The sequence below is a fragment of the Stenotrophomonas acidaminiphila genome (genome assembly GCF_014109845.1).
In the GTDB taxonomy this organism is placed as follows: Bacteria; Pseudomonadota; Gammaproteobacteria; order Xanthomonadales; family Xanthomonadaceae; genus Stenotrophomonas; species Stenotrophomonas acidaminiphila.
In genome coordinates this window covers 2138658-2158059 of record NZ_CP043567.1, presented here as the reverse complement: position 1 = coordinate 2158059, position 19402 = coordinate 2138658, and the positions used below count along the sequence as shown (strand labels likewise).

The 19402-nt window shown below is 71.0% G+C and carries 21 protein-coding genes; 8 read left to right on the top strand and 13 right to left on the bottom strand.

All coding sequences use genetic code 11. The annotated features are described in order from the left end of the window. Positions 1-60: 60 nt before the first annotated feature. Positions 61-2619, top strand: coding sequence for a bifunctional lysylphosphatidylglycerol flippase/synthetase MprF (gene mprF, locus F0P95_RS09750; protein ID WP_182334004.1), 2559 nt, complete (start codon positions 61-63; stop codon positions 2617-2619). Here the strand turns inward: mprF and F0P95_RS09745 are convergent. The 4 genes from F0P95_RS09745 to thpR all read right to left on the bottom strand — a co-directional run bounded on the left by F0P95_RS09745 (position 2585) and on the right by thpR (position 6410). After that, complete coding sequence (locus F0P95_RS09745; protein ID WP_182334002.1) at positions 2585-3955, bottom strand: virulence factor family protein; 1371 nt, start codon at positions 3953-3955, stop codon at positions 2585-2587. The genes mprF and F0P95_RS09745 overlap by 35 nt on opposite strands. Before the next feature lie 72 nt (positions 3956-4027). Continuing rightward, on the bottom strand, positions 4028-4210 hold the full coding sequence (locus tag F0P95_RS09740; RefSeq protein ID WP_182334000.1) for an oxidoreductase-like domain-containing protein: 183 nt from the start codon (positions 4208-4210) through the stop codon (positions 4028-4030). Between the two features lie 924 nt (positions 4211-5134). Beyond that, positions 5135-5734, bottom strand: coding sequence for an HD domain-containing protein (locus tag F0P95_RS09735; protein WP_182333999.1), 600 nt, complete (start codon positions 5732-5734; stop codon positions 5135-5137). Between the two features lie 88 nt (positions 5735-5822). Continuing rightward, entirely contained in the window at positions 5823-6410 is a 588-nt protein-coding gene (gene thpR, locus F0P95_RS09730; protein WP_054664503.1) for an RNA 2',3'-cyclic phosphodiesterase, read from the bottom strand. Positions 6411-6707: 297 nt separating this feature from the next. Between thpR and F0P95_RS09725 the strand changes: the two genes are divergently transcribed. Continuing rightward, positions 6708-7820 (top strand): tetratricopeptide repeat protein, encoded by a 1113-nt coding sequence (locus F0P95_RS09725; RefSeq protein WP_232528669.1) that lies wholly within the window; start codon positions 6708-6710, stop codon positions 7818-7820. Positions 7821-7847: 27 nt separating this feature from the next. Here the strand turns inward: F0P95_RS09725 and F0P95_RS09720 are convergent, their stop codons facing one another. The 4 genes from F0P95_RS09720 to F0P95_RS09705 all read right to left on the bottom strand — a co-directional run bounded on the left by F0P95_RS09720 (position 7848) and on the right by F0P95_RS09705 (position 10273). Then, positions 7848-8180: a zinc ribbon domain-containing protein YjdM gene (locus F0P95_RS09720; RefSeq protein WP_182333997.1), complete on the bottom strand. Its 333-nt coding sequence runs from the start codon at positions 8178-8180 to the stop codon at positions 7848-7850. 81 nt (positions 8181-8261) lie between these two features. After that, the gene (locus tag F0P95_RS09715) at positions 8262-9155 is read right to left on the bottom strand and encodes a DUF4097 family beta strand repeat-containing protein (protein ID WP_182333994.1); all 894 of its coding nucleotides are present in this window, start codon (positions 9153-9155) and stop codon (positions 8262-8264) included. A gap of 12 nt (positions 9156-9167) precedes the next feature. Continuing rightward, entirely contained in the window at positions 9168-9698 is a 531-nt protein-coding gene (locus F0P95_RS09710; protein WP_182333992.1) for a hypothetical protein, read from the bottom strand. Further along, a complete protein-coding gene (locus tag F0P95_RS09705; RefSeq protein WP_182333990.1) occupies positions 9695-10273 on the bottom strand; it encodes an RNA polymerase sigma factor in 579 nt (192 codons plus the stop codon). The genes F0P95_RS09710 and F0P95_RS09705 overlap by 4 nt, the downstream gene beginning before the upstream one ends. A 367-nt stretch (positions 10274-10640) precedes the next feature. Between F0P95_RS09705 and F0P95_RS09700 the strand changes: the two genes are divergently transcribed. From F0P95_RS09700 to F0P95_RS09690, 3 genes are all read left to right on the top strand, one after another. Continuing rightward, positions 10641-11222: a mechanosensitive ion channel family protein gene (locus F0P95_RS09700; protein WP_182333989.1), complete on the top strand. Its 582-nt coding sequence runs from the start codon at positions 10641-10643 to the stop codon at positions 11220-11222. Positions 11223-11361: 139 nt separating this feature from the next. Then, positions 11362-12612: a sugar transporter gene (locus F0P95_RS09695; RefSeq protein ID WP_182333987.1), complete on the top strand. Its 1251-nt coding sequence runs from the start codon at positions 11362-11364 to the stop codon at positions 12610-12612. A 48-nt stretch (positions 12613-12660) separates the two neighbouring features. Then, positions 12661-13125, top strand: a complete 465-nt coding sequence (locus tag F0P95_RS09690) for a GNAT family N-acetyltransferase (protein WP_182333985.1) — start codon at positions 12661-12663, stop codon at positions 13123-13125. 88 nt (positions 13126-13213) lie between these two features. On the opposite strand, the gene F0P95_RS09685 is transcribed toward F0P95_RS09690, so the two are convergent. Beyond that, positions 13214-13480: a DksA/TraR family C4-type zinc finger protein gene (locus tag F0P95_RS09685; protein ID WP_056932757.1), complete on the bottom strand. Its 267-nt coding sequence runs from the start codon at positions 13478-13480 to the stop codon at positions 13214-13216. A gap of 76 nt (positions 13481-13556) precedes the next feature. Continuing rightward, on the bottom strand, positions 13557-14114 hold the full coding sequence (locus F0P95_RS09680; RefSeq protein WP_182333983.1) for a DUF2058 domain-containing protein: 558 nt from the start codon (positions 14112-14114) through the stop codon (positions 13557-13559). 64 nt (positions 14115-14178) lie between these two features. Here F0P95_RS09680 and F0P95_RS09675 point away from each other — a divergent pair, with 64 nt between their 5' ends. Continuing rightward, positions 14179-14721 carry a M48 metallopeptidase family protein gene (locus tag F0P95_RS09675; RefSeq protein WP_182336917.1) on the top strand — a complete coding sequence of 181 codons (543 nt, stop codon included), beginning with the start codon at positions 14179-14181 and terminating at the stop codon, positions 14719-14721. After that, positions 14718-15428 carry an rRNA pseudouridine synthase gene (locus tag F0P95_RS09670; protein WP_182333981.1) on the top strand — a complete coding sequence of 237 codons (711 nt, stop codon included), beginning with the start codon at positions 14718-14720 and terminating at the stop codon, positions 15426-15428. Before F0P95_RS09675 ends, F0P95_RS09670 begins: the two co-directional genes overlap by 4 nt. A 32-nt stretch (positions 15429-15460) precedes the next feature. Here F0P95_RS09670 and F0P95_RS09665 read toward each other — a convergent pair whose 3' ends face one another. Genes F0P95_RS09665 through sstT form a run of 3 tightly spaced genes read right to left on the bottom strand, consistent with a single transcriptional unit; the run spans position 15461 to position 17696 of the window. Beyond that, the gene (locus F0P95_RS09665; protein ID WP_054664471.1) at positions 15461-15766 is read right to left on the bottom strand and encodes an AzlD domain-containing protein; all 306 of its coding nucleotides are present in this window, start codon (positions 15764-15766) and stop codon (positions 15461-15463) included. Continuing rightward, positions 15763-16485 (bottom strand): AzlC family ABC transporter permease, encoded by a 723-nt coding sequence (locus tag F0P95_RS09660; RefSeq protein WP_182333979.1) that lies wholly within the window; start codon positions 16483-16485, stop codon positions 15763-15765. Before F0P95_RS09660 ends, F0P95_RS09665 begins: the two co-directional genes overlap by 4 nt. 2 nt (positions 16486-16487) lie before the next feature. Then, positions 16488-17696 (bottom strand): serine/threonine transporter SstT, encoded by a 1209-nt coding sequence (gene sstT / locus F0P95_RS09655; protein ID WP_182333977.1) that lies wholly within the window; start codon positions 17694-17696, stop codon positions 16488-16490. A gap of 114 nt (positions 17697-17810) precedes the next feature. Between sstT and F0P95_RS09650 the strand changes: the two genes are divergently transcribed. Next, entirely contained in the window at positions 17811-19385 is a 1575-nt protein-coding gene (locus F0P95_RS09650; protein WP_182333975.1) for a phospholipase D family protein, read from the top strand. Positions 19386-19402: the final 17 nt, after the last annotated feature.

Sequence of the window (19402 nt, the reverse complement as noted above, 5' to 3'; positions counted from 1 at the left end):
CGCCATGCCGATAGTCTCTGCATTCCCGCGCCTGCATGGCGCCCTGTTCCCCTGCTCCGCATGGCCGACCCTGCCGTCTCCCCCGCTCCCGCAACCGCCGGCTGGCGCCGGTTCGCCGCCGTCGCCATCACCCTGGCGATCATGGGCATGGCCCTGCACGCACTGGCCGGCGAGTTCAGCGAACACGGCTACCGCCAGATCCGCACCGCCATGCATGCGCTGTCGTGGTCGCAGCTGGCGCTGGCGCTGCTGCTGGGCATGGCCAGTTATGGCTGCCTGATCGGGTTCGACGCGATCGGGCTGCGCCGCGCCAACCGGCGCCTGCCGGCGGGCCGGGTGGCGATCACCGCCTTCCTTGCCCATGCCGCCGGACAGACGCTGGGCTTCGCCGCGCTCACCGGCGGCGCGATCCGCGTGCGCAGCTATGGCAACGCCGGGCTCGGACTGGCCGAGATCGGCCAGGTGGTGCTGATGAGCACGCTGGGTTTCGTGTTCGGTGCCTGGGTCCTGCTGGGCCTGGCGCTATGGCTGGAGCCAGGTGCGGCGGCGTTGGCGCTGCCGCTGGCCGCGCCCTGGGTGCGCATGCTGGGCATCGCCCTGCTGCTGGGCTTCGGTGCGATGTGGCTGCTGGTCGGCACCGGCGGCCGCAGCATCGGCTGGCGCCGGCACCGGGTGTGGATACCGGACCGGCGCACGGTGCTGGAAGTCACCGCGCTGAGCCTGGTGGAGCTGGGGCTGGCGTCGGCCGCGTTCTACGTGCTGCTGCCGGCGCAGGATGGCGTGGGCTACATCGGCTTCGTCGGGCTGTACCTGGTGGCGGTGGTGGCCGGGCTGGTCTCCACGGTGCCGGCCGGACTGGGGGTGTTCGAATGGAGCCTGCTCAAACTGCTGCCGCAGGTGGCGCCGGCGGCCATCCTCGCCGCGGCGGTGGCCTACCGCGTCACCTATTACCTGGTGCCGCTGTTCCTCTCCACCCTGCTGGCTGGGCTGGCCGCCATCCGCCGGCCGCTGCGCAGCGGCGCCAGCACCGCCTGGAACGTGCTGCGACCGTGGCTGCCGCAGGTCATTGCACTGGCGGTGTTCGCGGTCGGCGCGCTGCTGGTGATCGACGGCACCCTGCCGGCGCCGCGACAGCGCGCGCTGCATGCGCCGCTGCCGATCGTGGAGACCTCGCACCTGCTGGGCAGCCTGGGCGGCGTGCTGCTGTTGCTGATCGGCCAGGGCCTGCAGCGGCGCAGCCATGCGGCATGGCTGATCGCGCTGGCGCTGAGCGTGGTGCTGCCGATCCCGGCCTGGCTGCGCGGCGGCCATGCGCTGGTGGCGCTGACCCTGCCGCTGGTGGCCGCGGCACTGTGGGCGGCGCGGCGCGAGTTCTACCGGCAGGGCGCGCTGCTCGACGAGGCGTGGTCCTGGCCCTGGCTGCGCAACGTGGCGCTGGTGCTGGTGGCCACGGTGTGGCTGCTGTTCTTCGTCTACAGCCATGTCGAGTACCAGAACGAGCTGTGGTGGCAGTTCGCCACCTCCGGCAATGCCCCGCGCGCGCTGCGCGCACTGCTGCTGGTCAGCATCGTGGTGATCGTGTTCGGGCTGGCGCGGCTGCTGCACAGCACGCGCGCGCCGTTGCCGCTTCCCGATGCCGCGCTGCTCGAACAACTGCGGCCGCTGCTGGCGCGCGCACACGACACCCAGGCCTGCCTGGCGATGACCGGCGACAAGGCGATCCTGCGCAGCGAAGACGGCAACGGCTTCGTGATGATGCAGCGCTACGGCGGTTCGCTGGTATCGATGGGCGACCCGGTCGGCCCGCCGGACACGGCGCGCACGTTGATCTGGAAGTTCCGCGAGGAGGCCGACCGGCTCGGCCTGCGCCCGGTTTTCTACCAGACCGGCGACCAGCACTGGCAGACCTATCTCGACCTGGGCCTGACCCTGGTCAAGCTTGGCGAGGAAGCGATGGTGTCGCTGGACGGCTTCAGCCTGGAAGGCAGCGCGCGCGCGGAACTGCGCCAGGCTTGGAACAAGGGCAGGCGCAGCGGCCTCGGCTTCCGCGTGGTGCCGGCCGAGGACGTCGCGCCGCTGCTGCCGGCGCTGGAGGCGATCTCCGACGCCTGGCTGGAGGAGAAGGCCGGCGACGAGAAGGGCTTCTCGCTGGGCAGCTTCGATCCCGCCTACCTGTGCCGCTTCCCGATGGCCCTGGTCGAAGCCGGGGGCCGGATCGTGGCGTTCGCCAACCTGTGGCAGGCCCCCCTCGCGCGGGAATTGTCGGTGGACCTGATGCGGCACTGCGCCGATGCCCCCAAGGGCACCATGGACTTCCTGTTCATCGAACTGTTCCTGTGGGGCGCGGCCAACGGCCATACCCGCTTCTCGCTGGGCATGGCACCGCTGACGGGGCTGGCCGAACACCGCCTGGCCGGGCGCTGGAACCGCTTCGCCAACCTGGTCGCGCGGCACGGCGAGCGCTTCTACGGTTTTGGCGGCCTGCGCCGTTTCAAGTCCAAGTTCGCGCCGGAGTGGCGCCCGCGCTACCTCGCCGCGCCGGGCGGCATGCACCTGCCCGCCGCGCTGCTGGACGTGACCCGGCTCATTTCGCTGGATCCGCGCCGGCAGTCGAACTGAGCCCGCGCAGCCGCTGCAGGATCACCCGCGCCAGCCCGGCATAGTCGCCCTGGAAATGATGGTCGCCGGGCATGCGCACGACCTGCGCCGAACCGGCCGGCAACCGCGGGCACAGCGCATCGTCGTCGTCCTGGCCGTACACGCAGACCGTGCGCGCCGCCGGCAGCCGGCGCATCTCCGGGGCGATCGGCAAGCCGTCGCCATCGCCGCCCAGCCAGTTGCTGACGTGGAACTCATAGTCGGCGTGCGTGCCCACCGACAGCAACGCGGTCATCGCCAGCATCGAGGCGGTATCGGCCGACAACCGGTTGATCGCCGCCGGCAACACGTCGGCGCCCTGCGAGAAGCCGAGCAGCACCAGCTTCGGGCGCTGCCACTGCCGCGCGTAGTGGCGGGCGATGCGGTCCAGGTCGGCGGCGAAACCGGCCGGCGTGCGCGCACTCCAGAAATAGCGCAGCGAATCCACGCCCACCACCGGGATACCGGCCTGGGCCAGCGCGCCGGCAACCTCCTTGTCCAGCCCGGCCCAGCCGCCATCGCCGGAAACGAACACGGCGAAGGTGTCGCCATTGCCGGCAGCCGGCACTTCCACCAGCGGCAGGCCGTCCAGCTCGTGCGGCACCGGCGGCAGGCTCACCCCGCGCTGCGCGCCCAGTACCCGCGCCGCGGCGACCTCGCCCGGCAGCGCGCTGCCGGCGGCAGTGCGCTGGAAGCGCCGCGCCAGTGGCACCGCCCGCGCGAAGGCCTCGACCTCGCCCGCCGGACAGCGCGGGGCACGCCCCGGCGCGGCATCCAGCCACGGGAAGCCCAGTGCCACCGGCAGCAGCGTGCCGCCGTGGATACCGTCGCCGCAGATCATCCGCGCATCGTCCAGGCGCGGGCAGAAATCCTCGGTGAGCAGACCGGCGAACACATCCGGGCCGGACTGCGCCGACACCGCATAGGCCAACGCCGCCCCAGCGCCATCGCCGCCAAGGATCGGCAGGTGGTAGGTCGGTACGCGCAGATAGGCCTGCACGTAGCGCGAGAAGTTCTCCACGTCGCCGGCGGAGAAGCCGCAGCTGCCCCCCGCCTTGGCCAGTACCCCGGCCAGGTGGCGGGTATCGACGTCCACCACCATCGCACCGTCGCGGCGCAGCGCCTGCAGTCGCGCCTGCCGCAACGCGGCGTCGCCCTGCCCGGCGAACCACACCACCACCCGCTGCACCGGTCCGTCGGGCAGCAGCACCGGCACCCGTTCGAACCGACCGTGACTGACCGGCTCCACCGCCAGCGCCGGCGCGGCCAGCAGGCTCGACGCCATCACCACCACCAGAGCCAGCGACGCATGTGCCATGAGAGCTTCCTTGACCGGGGGAAACGGCAAGCCTACGCCAGCCCAGGCGGGCATAGCGTGGAAAACGCGGTGTCAGTCGCCCGCGTCCGGATGGCGCAGTTTCCATGCCGCCAGTGCCTGCCGGTAGCGCGCCAGCTCGTCGGCGTACAGGTCCAGCACGCACAGCGGGCACCCACTGCCACAGCATTCGTTGGGGCCCGGCTCCTCCGGCGGCATGGGCCGCGGGTCCGGGTCGGGGGTGGGAATCGGGTTCATCGCTTCGGCCGGTGTGGCCGTCGTTAAAACAGGATGGAGCAATTCTAGGCCATGGGGCCGCCAGGCAGCCTCAACCTCAACATGCTGTTGCTGTTGCTGTTGCTGTTGCTGTTGCTGTTGCTGTTGCTGTTGCTGTTGCTGTTGCTGTTGCTGTTGCCGTGATTTTGCTCTGCTCTTGGCTCTTGGCTCTTGGCTCTTGGCTCTTGGCTTTTGCCTTCCGGGTCCCCTTCCGCAGCGACGCAGCCGGCGGGAATAACCCGAAGGGCGGCGTGCAGGGATGCACGCCGTTTTTCTACGCGACAGGGGCGAACCGGAAATAGGCGAAGCCCTGCTTCGCCCCGGTGAGCGGGCTGGCGCCGTGAGGCGACTGCCCCGGCCCCAGCTGCATCGCAGCTGGGTCGCGTAGAAAAATCCCGCTGGCGGAGTGGACCTGCGGCACGCAGTGCCGTGGGCGCGGAGGCAGGGGCGTGCTTTCTCTTGGTTACTTCTCTTTGCACGAGCAAAGAGAAGTAACTCGCTCCTGCGAAGCAGGGGTGAAAGCTCTGCTTTCAAGCCTTTCCCATGGCCTTGTCCGTTTTTGGCTAGCAGGTTCTCCTCCTGCACCTCCTCTTGCTTCTGAACCTCAAGGAATCGAGGCCGACAAAAGCAGGATCAAAGGCTTTCGCTCCCCTTCGAGGAGCGAACCACCTTTCTTTGCTCGTGCAAAGAAACGTGGCCCAAAGAGGCGCTTTTCAACAGCCGAATGGCTGGTCAACACGCCACTGCCGACGCGCTACGCGCGCCGGATCCACTCCGCCGGCGGGATTCTTCTACGCCACATCCCTGCAGGTCGCCCTTCGGGTTATTCCCACCGGCTGCGTCGCTACGGAAGGGGACCCGGAAAGTCAAAAGCTAAAAGAGCAACAGCCAAAGCCAAAGCAGGCCTCAGCCCGTCACCCGCCGCAGATTCGTCCGCGCCTGCGCGTCATACCGTTCATGGAAGAAATCGCTGAAGAAAATGCGCGGCTGCGCCAGCACCCCTTTCAGGAACCGCCGGCGGTTGAGCCGGAACAGCAAGCCCGGCACCTTGCCGCGATACTCCTCGGCGATGCCACGGTCGTAGGCGTCGAACACCGCCGCGGGCGCGCCGAGGATGGCCATGTCGGCATCCAGGAACAGCGCCGCGTCCGCGTCCAGTTCATCGCCGCGCAGGCGACCGTGGCGCGCGGTGAGCTCGATCAATGCCGCCACCCGCTCCGCATCCACGCCGGCATCGGGCAGCCAGCGTGCGATCGCCGCCCGCGCCATCACCGCCGAGCGCGCTTCGTTGTCGCCACGCCCGGCCTCGTACACCGCGTCGTGGTACAGCATCGCCAGCGCCACCTCGCGCGGCTGCCGCCATCCCGGGCCGGCGGCGACGTCGCGGTGGTGCTGCAGAAGCGCCTGCACATGGCCGAAATTGTGGTACGCGCGCGGCGGCTGCGCGTGCGCCGCTTCGATCTCGGCCAACTGGTCTGCCGGCAGGGGCATCGGGATCAGGTCCATGCGCCATTCTAGGCATCGGCCGCGGTGGCAGCGACGTCGGTCGCGGCCGGCTTGATCGCTGCGCAACCGGCCCGCCCGGCGGTGCGGGTCAGCCCAGGCTCCAGCGCCCTTCCATCTGGTAGCGGGTCTGACCCAGGTAGCTGCGGATCAGCACGAACTCGCGCACCAGCCAGCGCATCGGCTGCACCGGCTGTACCGGCAGGCGTCGCTTGTCGTAGAGCAGGGTCAGGTGCGGCGTGAACCCCGGATCCGGGCGGCTGCCGATGGCCTGCAGACAGCGCGCGAGCTCCTGGTGCAGGCCCTGCAGCAGGTCGGCGCCATGCTCGCTGCGCAGCACGAACGGATGCTGGCGGCCGCCGGCGAAGCTGCCGACTTCATCGAAACACACTTCGAATTCCGGCATGCGCACCCGCGCCGCGGCCTGCTGCACCTTCGCCAGCAGGCTCGGTGGCAGGCCGGCGTAATCGCCCAGGTGATGCAGGGTGACGTGCAGGCGTTCGCGCGCCAGCGGGCGCCCGTCCAGGCCATGTTCGGCACGCAGTCCCTCGGCCAGTTCGGCGATGCGCCAGGCCGTGGCCGGATCGGGCATCACCGCGAAGAACAGGCGCTCGGTGGGAATGTCGCTGCCGAGACCCAGCGACAGTTGCGCCTCGGCGGAGGGAATGAACTTCGTCATGGTCGAATGGAAACGCCGGCCGGCGGGAGCACGCCGGCGTGTGGCGGCCGGCCTCGTCTGGGGCGCGGATACTAGCAGACCCTGCGGTACGCCGGGCCGCCCGTTGCCGGCGCCCGCGGTACGCATGGCGAAAATATGACCAGCCCCGCGCAACGCCGCTGGCGCAAGGGGTGCGGCGACTTATCCACACCTTTGCCAGCGGCCGGTCCACACCGCCTGTGGATTGCGCGGCGGCCGTGCCGGCGCCCACGGACAGGCATACACTGGCAGCGCCGCAGCACCTCACCGGTGGTCGCCATGATCGCTTGGAACGCCTTTGCCCTGCTCGCCGCCATCACCCTCGCCCCACCGGAAGCGCCGGTCGCGCCACCGACGCCCGAACAGATCATGGCGATTCCCCCCGCGCTGAAACAGCGGGTACGCGAAGAGGTCATCACCCCCTCCCTCTCCCCGGAGCAGCGCCTGCATCGGCTGGTCGAGCTGGTTTTCCAGCCACGCGCTGCGGATGCGAACGCCAGCCTGGATCCGGCACTGCGGTACGACACCGCCGCGACCCTGACCGTCGCCGAAGCCTGGTCCCAGCGCCGCGCCAACTGCCTGTCGTTCACCCTGCTGTTCGTCGCCCTGGCGCGCGAAGCGGGCATCGACGCCGAAGTCCAGGAAGTCGGGCGGGTCGTCACCTGGTACCAGGAACAGGGCGTGGTCTACAACGCCGGGCACGTCAATGTCGGACTGCGCGTCAACGGCCGCAGCGCCACCCTGGATCTGGACCAGAACGTGCTGTACGACCGCCGTGGGCCGCGCCCGGTTTCCGATCGGCGCGCGCTGGCCCATTTCTACAACAACCGCGGCGCCGAGTTGCTGGCTGCCGGCCAGGTCGCGGCGGCCCGCGCGCATTTCCGCATGGCGCTGGAGCAGGAGGGACGCTTCGCACCGGCATGGAACAACCTGGGCGTTCTGGAGACCCGCCTGGGCGATACCACGGCAGCGCTTGCCGCATTCGACAAGGCCCTGGCCATCGCCCCGGACCTGCCCTCCGCGCTGTCCAATGCCAGCGCGCTGTACCTGCGCATCGGCGACACGCAGCGCGCGGCGCGGCTGGACGCGCGGCTGCGGCGCGAGTACCAGCATGACCCGTTCTACCAGTTCATGCAGGGCGTGGACGCCGAGCGACGCGCCGACTATCCCGCCGCCATCCACTACTACCGGCATGCGGTGCGGCTGTACGCCAGCGCCCACCAGTTCCACTTCGGCCTGGCGCGGGCCTACTCGCTCAGCGGCGACAACCGCCGCGCACTGCGCGAACTGGAACGGGCCCGCGCGCTCGGCGGCAGCGACAGCCAGCGCGCGATCTACCAGGCCAAGCTGGATACGCTGCGCAGGCTCAGCGCCCGCCACGCCGGGCATTGACGCGCCCGGCGCCCGCCACGCCGGGGTTCAGGCCTTGCGCAGGAAGCAGGTCTTGAGCACCAGGCCCTTGATCTTGTCCGAGTTGCCTTCGATGTGTTCGGCATCGTCCTCGACCAGGCGGATGTTGCGGATCACCGTGCCCTGTTTGAGCGGGATCGACGACCCCTTGACCTTCAGGTCCTTGATGACGGTGACCGTGTCGCCGGCAACCAGCACGTTGCCGTTGCTGTCGCGCACCACCAGCGCCGATTCGCCGGCCTCGCCCGGGGTCCATTCGTGGCCGCAATCGGCGCAGATCCACAGCGCGCCGTCGGGGTAGACGTTCTGCGACGAGCACTGCGGGCAGGAAGAAACGGGCATGGCGACTCCAGACGATGACGTTGCAAGCCCGCTATTGTAGCCGCCCGCCCCGGCGCACCGGGGCGGACGCGCCGGGGACGCTCAGCGCGCGCCGAGGTCCACCCGCACATTGCCCGAATGCGAGGTGATGGAAATATCGCCATCGCCGCCGCCGATGCGCGCGTCCAGGCTGCTGCCCGGCCCGTAGCGCGGGCGTTCGACCTGGCCTACGTCCGAGCGGATGGAGCCGCTGAAACTGCTGACCTTCAGCTGCGCGGAGGTGCGCGCCGGCAGCGCCAGCGAGATCGGCGCGCTGACCGTCTGCAGGCTGATGCGCCCGCCCGGCTGCAGCCCGGCGCTGCGCACGCCGAGGCCGCCGGAGACGGTTTCCACGTCGAGCCGCTGCACCGCCGACAGGTCCAGGTCGACCGACCCGGATACCGAGTTGGCCGCCACCTCGCCGCCGCTGCTGCCGGCGGCATTGATCGCGCCGCTGACCGTGCGCAGTTCCAGCCGCGGGGTACGCAGTTGCGAGCGGATCGCGCCGCTGACGGTATTGAGGCTGGTCTGCCCGGCCTGCCCGCGCGCGGTGATGCCGCCACTGACGGTGTTGGCCTGCAGGCGCCGCAGGTCGACATCGGCCACGTCCAGCGCCGCGCTGACGGTGCCGGCCTGCAGTTCGCTGCCGCGCGGAACCCGCAGTTCCAGCACCGCACCGCGGCTGCCACGACTGTTGCGCGGGTACACCACCTTCAGCTGCACCCGGTTGGCGCTGTTCTGTACCTCCAGCCGCTGGCCTTCGCCGAGGGTACCGGTCAGCTGCACCTCGTTGCGGTCCCAGCCGCGCACGCTCACCGAGCCGGCGATGTTGCTGATCTCCACCCGCCCGCCGCTGGACAGCGCGTGGCGTTCATTGACCGGCGTCTGCGCCAGGGCCGGGGCCAAGGGGGCCAGCAGCGCGACGGCGGCCAGCAGGTGTCGCAGGGAAACATTCATGGGGATTCTCCTTCAGGTGGGAAGACCGGCGGCATCCAGGCCCTGCCGGGTAAGTTCAAGACGCAGCGCGTAGGTGCGCCGCAGTTGGCCAAGCAGGAAGCCGGCATCGGGGCTCTGCGCGATCGCCGAGCGGATGCTGCCTGCACTGGCATCGAGTTCGCGCAGCGCCGGGGCGAGTTCGGCGGGCACGCTGTCCTGCGGAATCGCCGCCAGCGCCTGGCGGTAGCTGGCGGCCAGGGCATCGGCCTGCGCCTCCAGCGGCGAAATCTGCGTGGCCTGCGCCTGCGGTGGCTGCACGGCCCACCAGCGGCCGGCGCCGAGCAGCGCCAGCGCGGCAACCGCCGCGGCCGCGGCGACGGACGGCCAGCGCCGGCGGCGCCGGGGCGGCGTGGCGATGGCGGGCCGCTCGCGCGGCGCCTCGTGCAGCTGCGTGGCGATGCGCTGCCAGGCCGCGGCCGGCGGCACCCGCTCGGAAGGAAGCTGGCGCAGGCGCGCGGCCAGGTCGTCGTGGTCGTGGTCGTAGTCGGAATCGTGTTCGTTCATGGTGTTTCTCCCAGACGCGCGCGCAACAACCCGCGCGCGCGATGCAGCTGTGCCTTGGAACTGCCGACGGCCATCTGCAGTTCCTCGGCGATCTCGTGGTGTTTCCAGCCCTCGATGTCGTGCAGTACCAGCACCGCACGGGCGCGCGGCGGCAGGGTCTCCAGCGCGCGCTCCAGGTCCAGCCCGGTGGCCTGGCAGCGGCTGGACGCCGGCATCTGCGCCAGCACGTCCATGCCGCCCTCGCCGATGTCCAGCGCCTCGAACGCGGCACTGGCGCGCAGCTCCATCAGCGCCGTGTTCACCGCCATGCGGTGCAGCCAGGTGCCCAGCGCGCTCTCGAACCGGAACTGCGGCAACTTGCGCCAGGCCTGGATGAAGGTCTCCTGCAGCGCGTCCTCGGCGCGCGCCGCGCTGCCACCGCACAGCCGCCACAGCAGCGCGTACAGGCGTGGGGCGTGGCGGCGGTAGATGCGCTCGTAGGCATGGCTGTCGCCAGCAGCGGCGGCACGCGCCAGCGCGGCGTCGTCGGCAGCCTGCGGAAAAGGGGCGGTGGAAGTCACGGTGGCGTCGAGCATATCCGTTGGATGCGGCGGCCAGCGGAAAGGTTTAAAGCCGCCTGCGATCTTTTCGCCGGGGCGGCGCGGCGGCCACGCCGGCATGGGCTGACAAGGTCGCGCCGGCTGGCCGACAATCCCGCTTCGCCCCCCGCCTGCCAACCATGTCCCTGTCCACCGCTGCCCGCACCGACGCCGGCGCCGCGCCCCGTCGGCGAGCCCACCGCGGCCGCTGGCGCCCGGCGTGCGCGGTACGTACGGCGGCCCCGCGCCGGCCCATGCCCGGGCCATGGCGCGGCAGTACCGGCGGCATGGCCACGCACCGCTTACCCGAACGTTGCAACGCAGGTGCCCGCGACCGGGCACGGCGCCGCAAGGAGACAGACCGATGAAAAACTACCTGCCCGAATGGATGCACGGATGGATCAACCTGCTCGACACCGCGCTGGTCGTCATCCTGATCCTGCTGGTGGCATGGCTGCTGCGCCTGCTCACCCGGCGCCTGCTGGCGCGCCTGGGCATGCACTACACGCTGCCGCCGCAGGTGGAAACCGCGGCCCGGCGGCTGTCCAACTTCGTGATCGGCAGCGCCGCGCTGGTGGCCATCCTCGACCAGCTCGGGGTATCGCCGACCATCCTGTGGACCGCGTTCACCGGTTTCGCCGCGGTCGGCGCGGTGGCGTTCTTCGCCGCCTGGAGCGTGCTGTCCAACATCTTCTGCGCGCTGCTGATCTTCACCACCCGGCCGTTCCGCCTCGGCGACCGCATCGAACTGCTGGAGAACGGCGAAAAACCCGGGCTGAAGGGCCAGGTGATCGACATCAACCTGATCTACACCACGCTGCAGGAAATCGGCGGCCCGGCCGAAGGCACGCTGATGCAGATCCCCAACAGCCTGTTCTTCCAGCGCGGGCTGCGGCGCTGGCCGGCCACCGCCGCCCAGGCGCACGTGATCCAGGGCGACGGCTGACCCCTGCCGGCGACGAGCGCGGCGCCGTCGCCGTCGCCCAGGGCGTACCACAGCGTTCCGCGCGTGCGCGGCCGGTGCGTGCGAAAATCCGGCCGCGGCACCCGCAAGGGGCCGTCCCCCACCGGCTCTCCCTTCCGCAATGCCCCGCTCTCCCACGCCCTCGTGTCCCGCCCCCGCTGCGGACACCGCTTCGCCCGTTCCCGTCGTCCGCAGCGACCGCCAGCGCTGGCTGGGGGTGGTCGCGCTGGCCATCGCCGCGTTCGTATTCAACACCAGCGAATTCGTGCCGGTCGGGCTGCTGAGCGACATCGGCGGCAGTTTCGGCATGCCCATCGAACACGTCGGGCTGATGCTCACCGCCTATGCCTGGGTGGTCGCATTGACCTCGTTGCCGGGCATGCTGCTCACCCGCGACATCGACCGCCGCCGCCTGCTGCTGGGCGTATTCACGCTGTTCGTCGCCAGCCACCTGCTGTCGGCGCTGGCCTGGAACTTCGGCGTGCTGATGCTCAGCCGCATCGGCATCGCCCTGGCGCACGCGGTGTTCTGGGCGATCACCGCCTCGCTGGCGGTGCGCATCGCGCCGGCGGACAAGCGCCCGCAGGCGCTCGGCCTGCTGGCCACCGGCACCTCGGTGGCGATGGTGCTGGGCATTCCGCTGGGCCGCGTGGTCGGCGAACTGCTGGGCTGGCGCGTCACCTTCCTGGCCATCGGCGGCGTCGCCCTGCTGGCGATGGGGGTGCTGGCACGGCTGCTGCCGCCGCTGCCCAGCCAGAACAGCGGCTCGGCGCGCAGCCTGCCGCTGCTGCTGCGGCGTCCGGCATTGCTGGCGCTGTACCTGCTGGTGATGGTGGTGGTGGCGGCACAGTTCACCGGCTACAGCTACATCGAGCCGTTCGTGCAGCAGGTCGGTGGCTTCGATGCGCACGTGACCACCTGGGTGCTGCTGCTGTTCGGCGGCATGGGTTTCTTCGGCAGCGTGCTGTTCTCGCGGCTGGGCATGCGCTGGCCGCGCGGTTTCCTGCTCGCCGCCATCGGCACCCTGGCGCTGTGCCTGCTGGGCCTGCGCCTGGCCACCGGCGGCGCCTGGATGCTGTACGCGCTGGCCTCGGTGTGGGGCGTGGCGATGATCTGCTTCGCGCTGTCGATGCAATCCAAGGTATTGCGGCTGGCGGCCGACGCCACCGACGTGGCGATGGCGCTGTTCTCGGGCATCTTCAACATCGGCATCGGCGCCGGCGCGCTGATCGGCAGCCAGGTCGGCCTGCACCTGGGCATGCAGCACATCGGCCTGGTGGGCGGGCTGCTCGCCAGTGCCGGCTGGCTGTGGTGGCTGTTCGCGATGCGGCGCTGGGCCGCCAGCTTCCGCACCGTCGACGCACCGCGCTGATCCGGCGCAACCGCTATGCTCGGGCCCTGCACGACGAGGGACGGGACGATGCCAGCTCGGATCACGGTACGCGGTGGACACGCGGGCGATGCGGCCGCGCTCTGCGGCCTGGTGACGCCGCTGGCGCGGCACCTGCTCGATGCCGGGCCCGGCACTGCGCCCTGCACCCACCCGCTGCTGGCCACATTCACCGCGGAGAGCTTTGCGCAGCGGTTGCTTTCCCCGCAGTTCGCGCACTACGTGGCCGAGCAGGACAACCGGTTGTGCGGCATGATCGCCCTGCGCGATGGCAGCCATGTCCAGCACCTGTTCGTCCGCGACGATACCCGCCGGCGCGGCATCGCGCGCCAGCTCTGGGAACACGCGCTGCGGCTCCACGGCGACCGCGCCTACACGGTCAATTCGTCCGAAATCGCGGTTCCGGTGTACATCCGGTTCGGCTTCATCGGCAGCGGCCCGGCGCAGACGGCCAGCGGCGTGCGTTTCGTGCCGATGCAGCGGCGGGTGCGGTAACGGGCAATCGCCGCTGCAGGTGCCACCGGCGGCAATGCATCAGGCCGTACGCACGGGCGCCCCTGCGCGGCCGCTACCGGCCCGCTCCTCAGCGCAGTTGGCTGTCCTTGCTGCCGCGGCGGTTGTAGCCGCTGTGCGCCGATTCCTCCACGTCCAGCGCCTGCTGGCAGGCCACGCACAGGCGCACGCCGGGAATGGCCTTGCGCCGCGCCTCGGGAATCGGCGCATCGCATTCCTCGCAGCGCTCCAGCCCGGGCCCGCTGGGCAGGCGGCTGCGGGCGCGCTTGATCGCGTCCTCGACCGTGGCGTCGATCTGATCCTGAACGGCGGTGTCTCCCGCCCAACCGGTGGCCATGGCTGGCTGCTCCGAAGTGACCCGGTTCCAGCCTAGCGCAATCGCCTGTACGCCGGGCCAATGCACCGCGGCGGCATCACCACACCAGGTCGTCGGGCACCACGAACTGCGCGTAATAGGCGTCGTCTTCGGCATTGCCGCTGGACGCCGGCGTCTCCCCGGCCTGGCCGTGGTCGAGCACGATCAGGCCGGCATCGCGCTCGCGCACTTTCTCCGCGGCCAGCCGTGGCACCAGCTCGAACCCCTCGCCGTGGCGCACGATCACCAGCGTGCCGGCGGCCAGCTGCCGGCGCAGCGCCTCGTCCACCAGCAGGGTGCGGATCGCCGCGCCGTCGCTGAAGCGGTACTCCAGTTCGCCGCGGCGCGGCACCCGGCGGTCGGCGATGATCTGCCGCGCCTGCGCACGCAGTTCCTCGGCACGGCGCTGGATGTTGCGCTCGGCGGCCAGTACGCGGTCGCGCTCGGCCTTTTCCGCGCGCGCGCGCTCGGCTTCCAGCTGGCTTTCACTGGGGCCGGCAGGCGCGCCCTTGGCGTGCCGCGCCTTGTTCTGCTCGCGCGCGACCTGCGCGACCTGGGATTTCTTCACCAGGCCGGCCTTGAGCAGTTGCTCCTGCAGGGGGTTCGCCTTTGCCATGTTTCGCACTACGTGATCGGAACGATACGGCATGATACCGGCCCACACCCGCCCGCGCCCGCCGATGCAGCCCCTGAACTACCTCGCCGGCTACCCCGAACACCTGCAGCAGCGCGCCCGCGAGCTGCTGGCGCAGGGTGCCCTGGGCGAGGCCGTGCGCCGCCGCTACCCGCAGCCGCATGCGGTGCGCAGCGACCGCCAGCTCTACGACTACGTGCAGGCGCTGAAGGAACGCCACCTGCGCCAGTCGGTGCCGCTGGGCAAGGTGCTGTACGACGGCAAGCTGCAGGTGCTCAAGCACGCCCTGGGCCTGCACATGGCCGTGTCGCGCAACCATGGCGGCAAGCTCAGGGCCAGCCGCGAGATCCGCATCGCCAGCGTGTTCCGCGATACCCCGGCGCCGTTCCTGCGCATGATCGTGGTGCACGAACTGGCGCACCTGAAGGAGGCCGAGCACAACAAGGCCTTCTACCAGCTGTGCCTGCACATGGAGCCGGACTACCACCAGCTGGAGTTCGACCTGCGCCTGTACCTGACCGCACTGGAGCACGAGGTTCCCCGGCAGGCGCTACACTCGCCGCCCGCCGCACCTGCCCGCCCCCGATGACCACCCCGATCCGCCTCGACAAGCGCCTCGCCGCGCAGCTGAACTGCTCCCGCGCCCAGGCCCGGCACTACATCGAGGGCGGCTGGGTCAGCGTCGACGGGGTGGTGGTGGAAGCACCGCAGGCGATGGTGGCCGGGCAGACCGTCACCCTCGCCGCCGGTGCCGCCAGCGAACCGGCCGAGCCGGCGACGCTGCTGCTAAACAAGCCGGCCGGCTGCAGCGCCGCGGACCTGTCCGCGCTGCTGCGCGAGGAGGCCCGTTTCGCCGACGACGCCTCCGGCATCCGCCTGCTGCACCGCCATTTCCTGCGCCTGGAAACGCCGATGCCGCTGGACGACGACGCCTGCGGACTGGTGGTGCTTACCCAGGACTGGCGCGTGCGCCGCCACCTGCTCGAGACCGGGGCATCGCTGGAACAGGAATACATGGTGGACGTGGACGGCGAAGGCAGCCCCTGGGCGCTGCCGAGGCTGACCCACGGCCTGGAGTACCAGGGGCGCGCGCTGCCGCCCTGCAAGGTCAGCTGGCAGAGCGAACAGCGCCTGCGTTTCGCGATCAAGGACGTGCGGCCGGGCCAGCTGCGGCACATGTGCGCCGCGGTCGGGCTGCGCGCCACCCAGGTACGCCGGCTGCGGATCGGCCGCATCGGCCTGAACAGGATGCCGGACGGCCAGTGGCGTTATCTCGCTTCCGCCCAGCGCTTCTGAGCCACGCCGCCGCCGGCAACGGCGCCGGGCGGCTACGCCAGCAGCCGCAGCACCGCCGCCGCCAGCGCACCGGCCAGCACCACGCCCAGGAACGGCAGCCGCAGCAGCAGGGCCAGTGCGGCCGCCGCCAGCGCCCCCAGGCGTGCGTCCAGTACCACGCCCTGCCCCGCGGACACCGCGTTCATCGCGGTCAGCGACGCCAGCAGGCCGATGGTCAGCGCACCGGCCACGCGGGTCATGCGCGCCGATTCCATCCAGCGCACCGGCACCAGGTAGCCGCAGAACTTGACCGCCCAGGCCACCGCGCTGGCCAGCAGCACCCAGCTCCACAGGCTCATCGGGTGCCCGCCGGGTCGTGGCCGGGGGTCACGTCCGGCTCCAGCCCTTCATCGGCCGGCCCGCACCCGAACCAACCCCACAGCGCGGCGACCGCGGCCGCCAGCAGGATCGGCACGCCCGGCGGCACCCAGGGCAGCGCCAGCACCGTCACCAGCGCACACGTCACGGCGATGGCCAACGGTTCGCGCGCACGCAGCCGCGGCCACAGCAGGCCGAGGAAGGCCGCCACCGCGGCGCCGTCCAGTCCCCAGCGGCGCGGGTCGCCCAGCGCATCGCCCAGCAATGCCCCGAGCAGGGTGAACAGGTTCCACAACAGGTACACGCCCACCCCGGCCACCCAGAATCCGCGGCGCTGCTCGGCCGGCGCGTCCTGGCCGGCGGCGGTGGCCGCCGATTCGTCGATGGTCAGCTGCGCCGACAGCGGGCGCAGCCAGCCGCGCGGCCGCAGCATGCGGTTGATCTGCGCACCATAGACCGCGTTGCGGATGCCCAGCAGGGTGGCCGCGCCGAATGCGGCCATGCCGCTGCCACCGGCACCGATCACGCCGATGAAGGCGAACTGCGAGCCGCCGGTGAACATCAGCAGGCTCAGTGCCGCGGTCTGGCCGACGCTGAAGCCCGAGGCCACCGCCAGCGCCCCGAAGGACACGCCATACAGGCCGGTGGCCAGGGCGATGGACAGGCCGATGCGGACCGCGGGCGTCAGGCGCGGGGCCATCCTCAACCGCGCCCGCGCGCCTGTTCGGCAGCGGCCACGAACACCACGTCGGTGGAGGAGTTGAGCGCGGTTTCGGCAGAATCCTGCACCACGCCGACGATGAAGCCCACCGCCACCACCTGCATGGCCACGTCGTTGGAAATGCCGAACAGGCCGCAGGCCAGCGGGATCAGCAGCAGCGAGCCGCCGGGCACGCCGGACGCACCGCAGGCGCCGATCGCCGCCACCACGCTCAGCAGCAGCGCGGTGGGCAGGTCCACGGCGATGCCGAGCGTGTTGACCGCCGCCAGCGTCAGCACCGAGATGGTGATCGCCGCGCCGGCCATGTTGATGGTCGCGCCCAGCGGGATCGCCACCGAGTAGGTTTCCTCGTGCAGGCCCAGCTTGCGGCACAGCTCCAGGTTGACCGGGATGTTGGCCGCCGAGGAACGGGTGAAGAACGCGGTGATGCCGCTTTCGCGCAGGCAGCGCAGCACCAGCGGGTACGGGTTGCGGCGGGTGGTCAGCGCCACGATCAGCGGGTTGCCGACGAAGGCCATGAACAGCATCGCGCCGACCAGCACGCACAGCACGTGCAGGTAGTTCGCCAGCGCGCCCAGCCCGGACTCGGCCAGCAGCGAGGCGACGATGCCGAACACGCCCAGCGGCGCCAGCCGGATCACCATGCGCACGATCCAGGTGATCGCCGCGGACAGGTCGCCGACCATCGCGCGCGTGCCGGCGCCGGCGTGGCGCAGCGCCAGCCCCAGTCCGATGGCCCAGGCCAGCAGGCCGATGTAGTTGGCATGGGCCAGCGCGTTGACCGGGTTGTCGACAACCTGCATCAGCAGCGTGCGCAGCACCTCGCCGATGCCGCCCGGCGCGCTCAGCCCGGCGTCGGTGGGCGCCTTGAGCAGCAGCGTGCTGGGGAACAGGTAACTGGCCAGCACGCCCACCAGCGCCGCGGCCAGGGTGCCGGCCACGTACAGCAGCAGGATGGTGCGGATGTGGGTTTTCTGCCCCTGCTGGTGGTTGGCGATGGAGGCGGTCACCAGGACCAGCACCAGCACCGGGGCCACCGCCTTCAATGCCGATACGAACACCGTGCCGAGCAGGCCGGCCGCGTGCGCGCCCTGCGGCCAGGCCAGCGCCAGCGCGATGCCGGCGAGCAGGCCGATGATGATCTGGACCACCAGGCTGGGGGCACGGAAGGAGCTGGAACGGTTGTGCATCGGTGGGCTCGGGCAGGACAAACCGCGATTCTCCCCCAGACCGGCCGCCGCCCACACCCCCGGAACGTCATGACCGACCCGGCGGCATCACCCGGACCCCGCTAGGATGCACGCATGGAACCTTCCCCGTCCCGCGGCAGGCGCCTGCTGCGCCTGTGCACCCGCATCCTCGCCGCGCTCCTGCTGCTGGTCGCCAGTGGCCTGCTGCTGGGCGACTGGCTCACCCCGCGCGCGGTCGGCGAGCCCTCCACCGCACTGCCGCCGCGGGCCGGGCAGACCCCGCTGGACCGTGCGCTCGAAGCGCAGCTCGCCGCGCACCCGGGGCAAAGCGGCGCGGCCTACCTGGTCGACGGCCTGGAAGCCTTCGCCGCGCGCTCGGTGGTCACCCGCCAGGCCGGCCGCAGCCTCGACCTGCAGTACTACATGTGGCACGACGACATGGTCGGCCACCTGCTGGTGAACGACGTGTACGCGGCGGCCCAGCGCGGGGTGCGCGTGCGGCTGCTGCTGGACGACATGAACGCAAAGGGGATGGATGCGCAGCTGCTGGCGCTTGACGCCCACCCGCGCATCGAAGTGCGCCTGTACAACCCGTTCCGCAACCGCGAGGGCCTGTGGCGCCTGCTGGAGATGGTGCAGCGGGTCTTCAGCATCAACCACCGCATGCACAACAAGGCCTGGATCGCCGACGGCCGCGTCGCCATCGTCGGCGGCCGCAACATCGGCGCCGAGTACTTCGACGCGCGCCCGGACGTCAATTTCCGCGACCTGGACCTGCTGCTGGCCGGCCCGACCGCCGGCGAGGCCAGCGCCATCTTCGACGCCTTCTGGAACAGCCGCGCCGCCGTGCCCATCGCCGCCCTCGCCCCGCCGTCGGCGCGCCAGCTCGACCAGCTGGTCTCGCGCACCGAGCTGGATACACGCCGGGCCGAGGCGCTCCCCTACCTGCAACGGCTGCGCGAGCGGCTCACCGGCACCTATGTCGGCGGGCGCCTGGCGCTGCACTGGAGCGACCGCATCCAGGTCCATTCCGACCCACCGCTCAAGCACCGCGACAACGACCGCAGCGACTGGCTGGTGACGCGCCTGGGCGCGGAGCTGGGCCAGGCGCGGCACAAGACCCTGCTGATCTCGCCGTACTTCGTCCCCGGCGACACCGGCACCCGCGAGCTGCTGCAGCAGGTGGCCAACGGCGTGCACGTGGGCATCGTCACCAACTCGCTGGCGGCCAACGACGTGGCCGCGGTGCACAGTGGCTACATGCACTACCGGCTGCCGCTGCTGCGCGGTGGCGCCCAGCTGTACGAACTCAAGGCGCGCGGCAGCGGCGGCCGCAGTTCGGCCTTCGGCAGCAGCGGCGCCAGCCTGCACACCAAGGCCATCGTCGTCGACGACCGGCGCGGCTTCGTCGGATCCTTCAACCTCGACCCGCGCTCGGCGTACCTGAACACCGAAATGGGCGTGCTGTTCGACGATCCGGTGCTGGCCGCGCAACTGCGCGAGGAGTACCTGCGCCTGTCCGGCCCCGACCTGAGCTACTACCTCTATCTGGACAGCGCCGGGAACCTGCGCTGGCTGGACCACGTGCGGACGCCGCCAACCGGGTACGTCGTCGAACCGGATACCACCTGGCTGCAGCGCGCCACCGCCCGCGTGATCAGCTGGCTGCCGCTGGAATCACAACTGTGATCGTGCCGCGCCGCGAT

Coding starts and splice junctions, on each gene's coding strand:
- F0P95_RS09735 (WP_182333999.1), bottom strand. CDS start 5,734: ATGGACCTGATCCCGATGCCCCTGCCGGCAGACCAGTTGGCCGAGATC.
- F0P95_RS09685 (WP_056932757.1), bottom strand. CDS start 13,480: ATGGCCACCGGTTGGGCGGGAGACACCGCCGTTCAGGATCAGATCGAC.
- F0P95_RS09675 (WP_182336917.1), top strand. CDS start 14,179: ATGCAGCCCCTGAACTACCTCGCCGGCTACCCCGAACACCTGCAGCAG.
- sstT (WP_182333977.1), bottom strand. CDS start 17,696: ATGCACAACCGTTCCAGCTCCTTCCGTGCCCCCAGCCTGGTGGTCCAG.
- mprF (WP_182334004.1), top strand. CDS start 61: ATGGCCGACCCTGCCGTCTCCCCCGCTCCCGCAACCGCCGGCTGGCGC.
- F0P95_RS09670 (WP_182333981.1), top strand. CDS start 14,718: ATGACCACCCCGATCCGCCTCGACAAGCGCCTCGCCGCGCAGCTGAAC.
- F0P95_RS09660 (WP_182333979.1), bottom strand. CDS start 16,485: ATGGCCCCGCGCCTGACGCCCGCGGTCCGCATCGGCCTGTCCATCGCC.
- F0P95_RS09690 (WP_182333985.1), top strand. CDS start 12,661: ATGCCAGCTCGGATCACGGTACGCGGTGGACACGCGGGCGATGCGGCC.
- F0P95_RS09695 (WP_182333987.1), top strand. CDS start 11,362: ATGCCCCGCTCTCCCACGCCCTCGTGTCCCGCCCCCGCTGCGGACACC.
- F0P95_RS09700 (WP_182333989.1), top strand. CDS start 10,641: ATGAAAAACTACCTGCCCGAATGGATGCACGGATGGATCAACCTGCTC.
- F0P95_RS09725 (WP_232528669.1), top strand. CDS start 6,708: ATGATCGCTTGGAACGCCTTTGCCCTGCTCGCCGCCATCACCCTCGCC.
- thpR (WP_054664503.1), bottom strand. CDS start 6,410: ATGACGAAGTTCATTCCCTCCGCCGAGGCGCAACTGTCGCTGGGTCTC.
- F0P95_RS09665 (WP_054664471.1), bottom strand. CDS start 15,766: ATGAGCCTGTGGAGCTGGGTGCTGCTGGCCAGCGCGGTGGCCTGGGCG.
- F0P95_RS09710 (WP_182333992.1), bottom strand. CDS start 9,698: ATGAACGAACACGATTCCGACTACGACCACGACCACGACGACCTGGCC.
- F0P95_RS09705 (WP_182333990.1), bottom strand. CDS start 10,273: ATGCTCGACGCCACCGTGACTTCCACCGCCCCTTTTCCGCAGGCTGCC.
- F0P95_RS09680 (WP_182333983.1), bottom strand. CDS start 14,114: ATGGCAAAGGCGAACCCCCTGCAGGAGCAACTGCTCAAGGCCGGCCTG.
- F0P95_RS09715 (WP_182333994.1), bottom strand. CDS start 9,155: ATGAATGTTTCCCTGCGACACCTGCTGGCCGCCGTCGCGCTGCTGGCC.
- F0P95_RS09650 (WP_182333975.1), top strand. CDS start 17,811: ATGGAACCTTCCCCGTCCCGCGGCAGGCGCCTGCTGCGCCTGTGCACC.
- F0P95_RS09720 (WP_182333997.1), bottom strand. CDS start 8,180: ATGCCCGTTTCTTCCTGCCCGCAGTGCTCGTCGCAGAACGTCTACCCC.
- F0P95_RS09745 (WP_182334002.1), bottom strand. CDS start 3,955: ATGGCACATGCGTCGCTGGCTCTGGTGGTGGTGATGGCGTCGAGCCTG.
- F0P95_RS09740 (WP_182334000.1), bottom strand. CDS start 4,210: ATGAACCCGATTCCCACCCCCGACCCGGACCCGCGGCCCATGCCGCCG.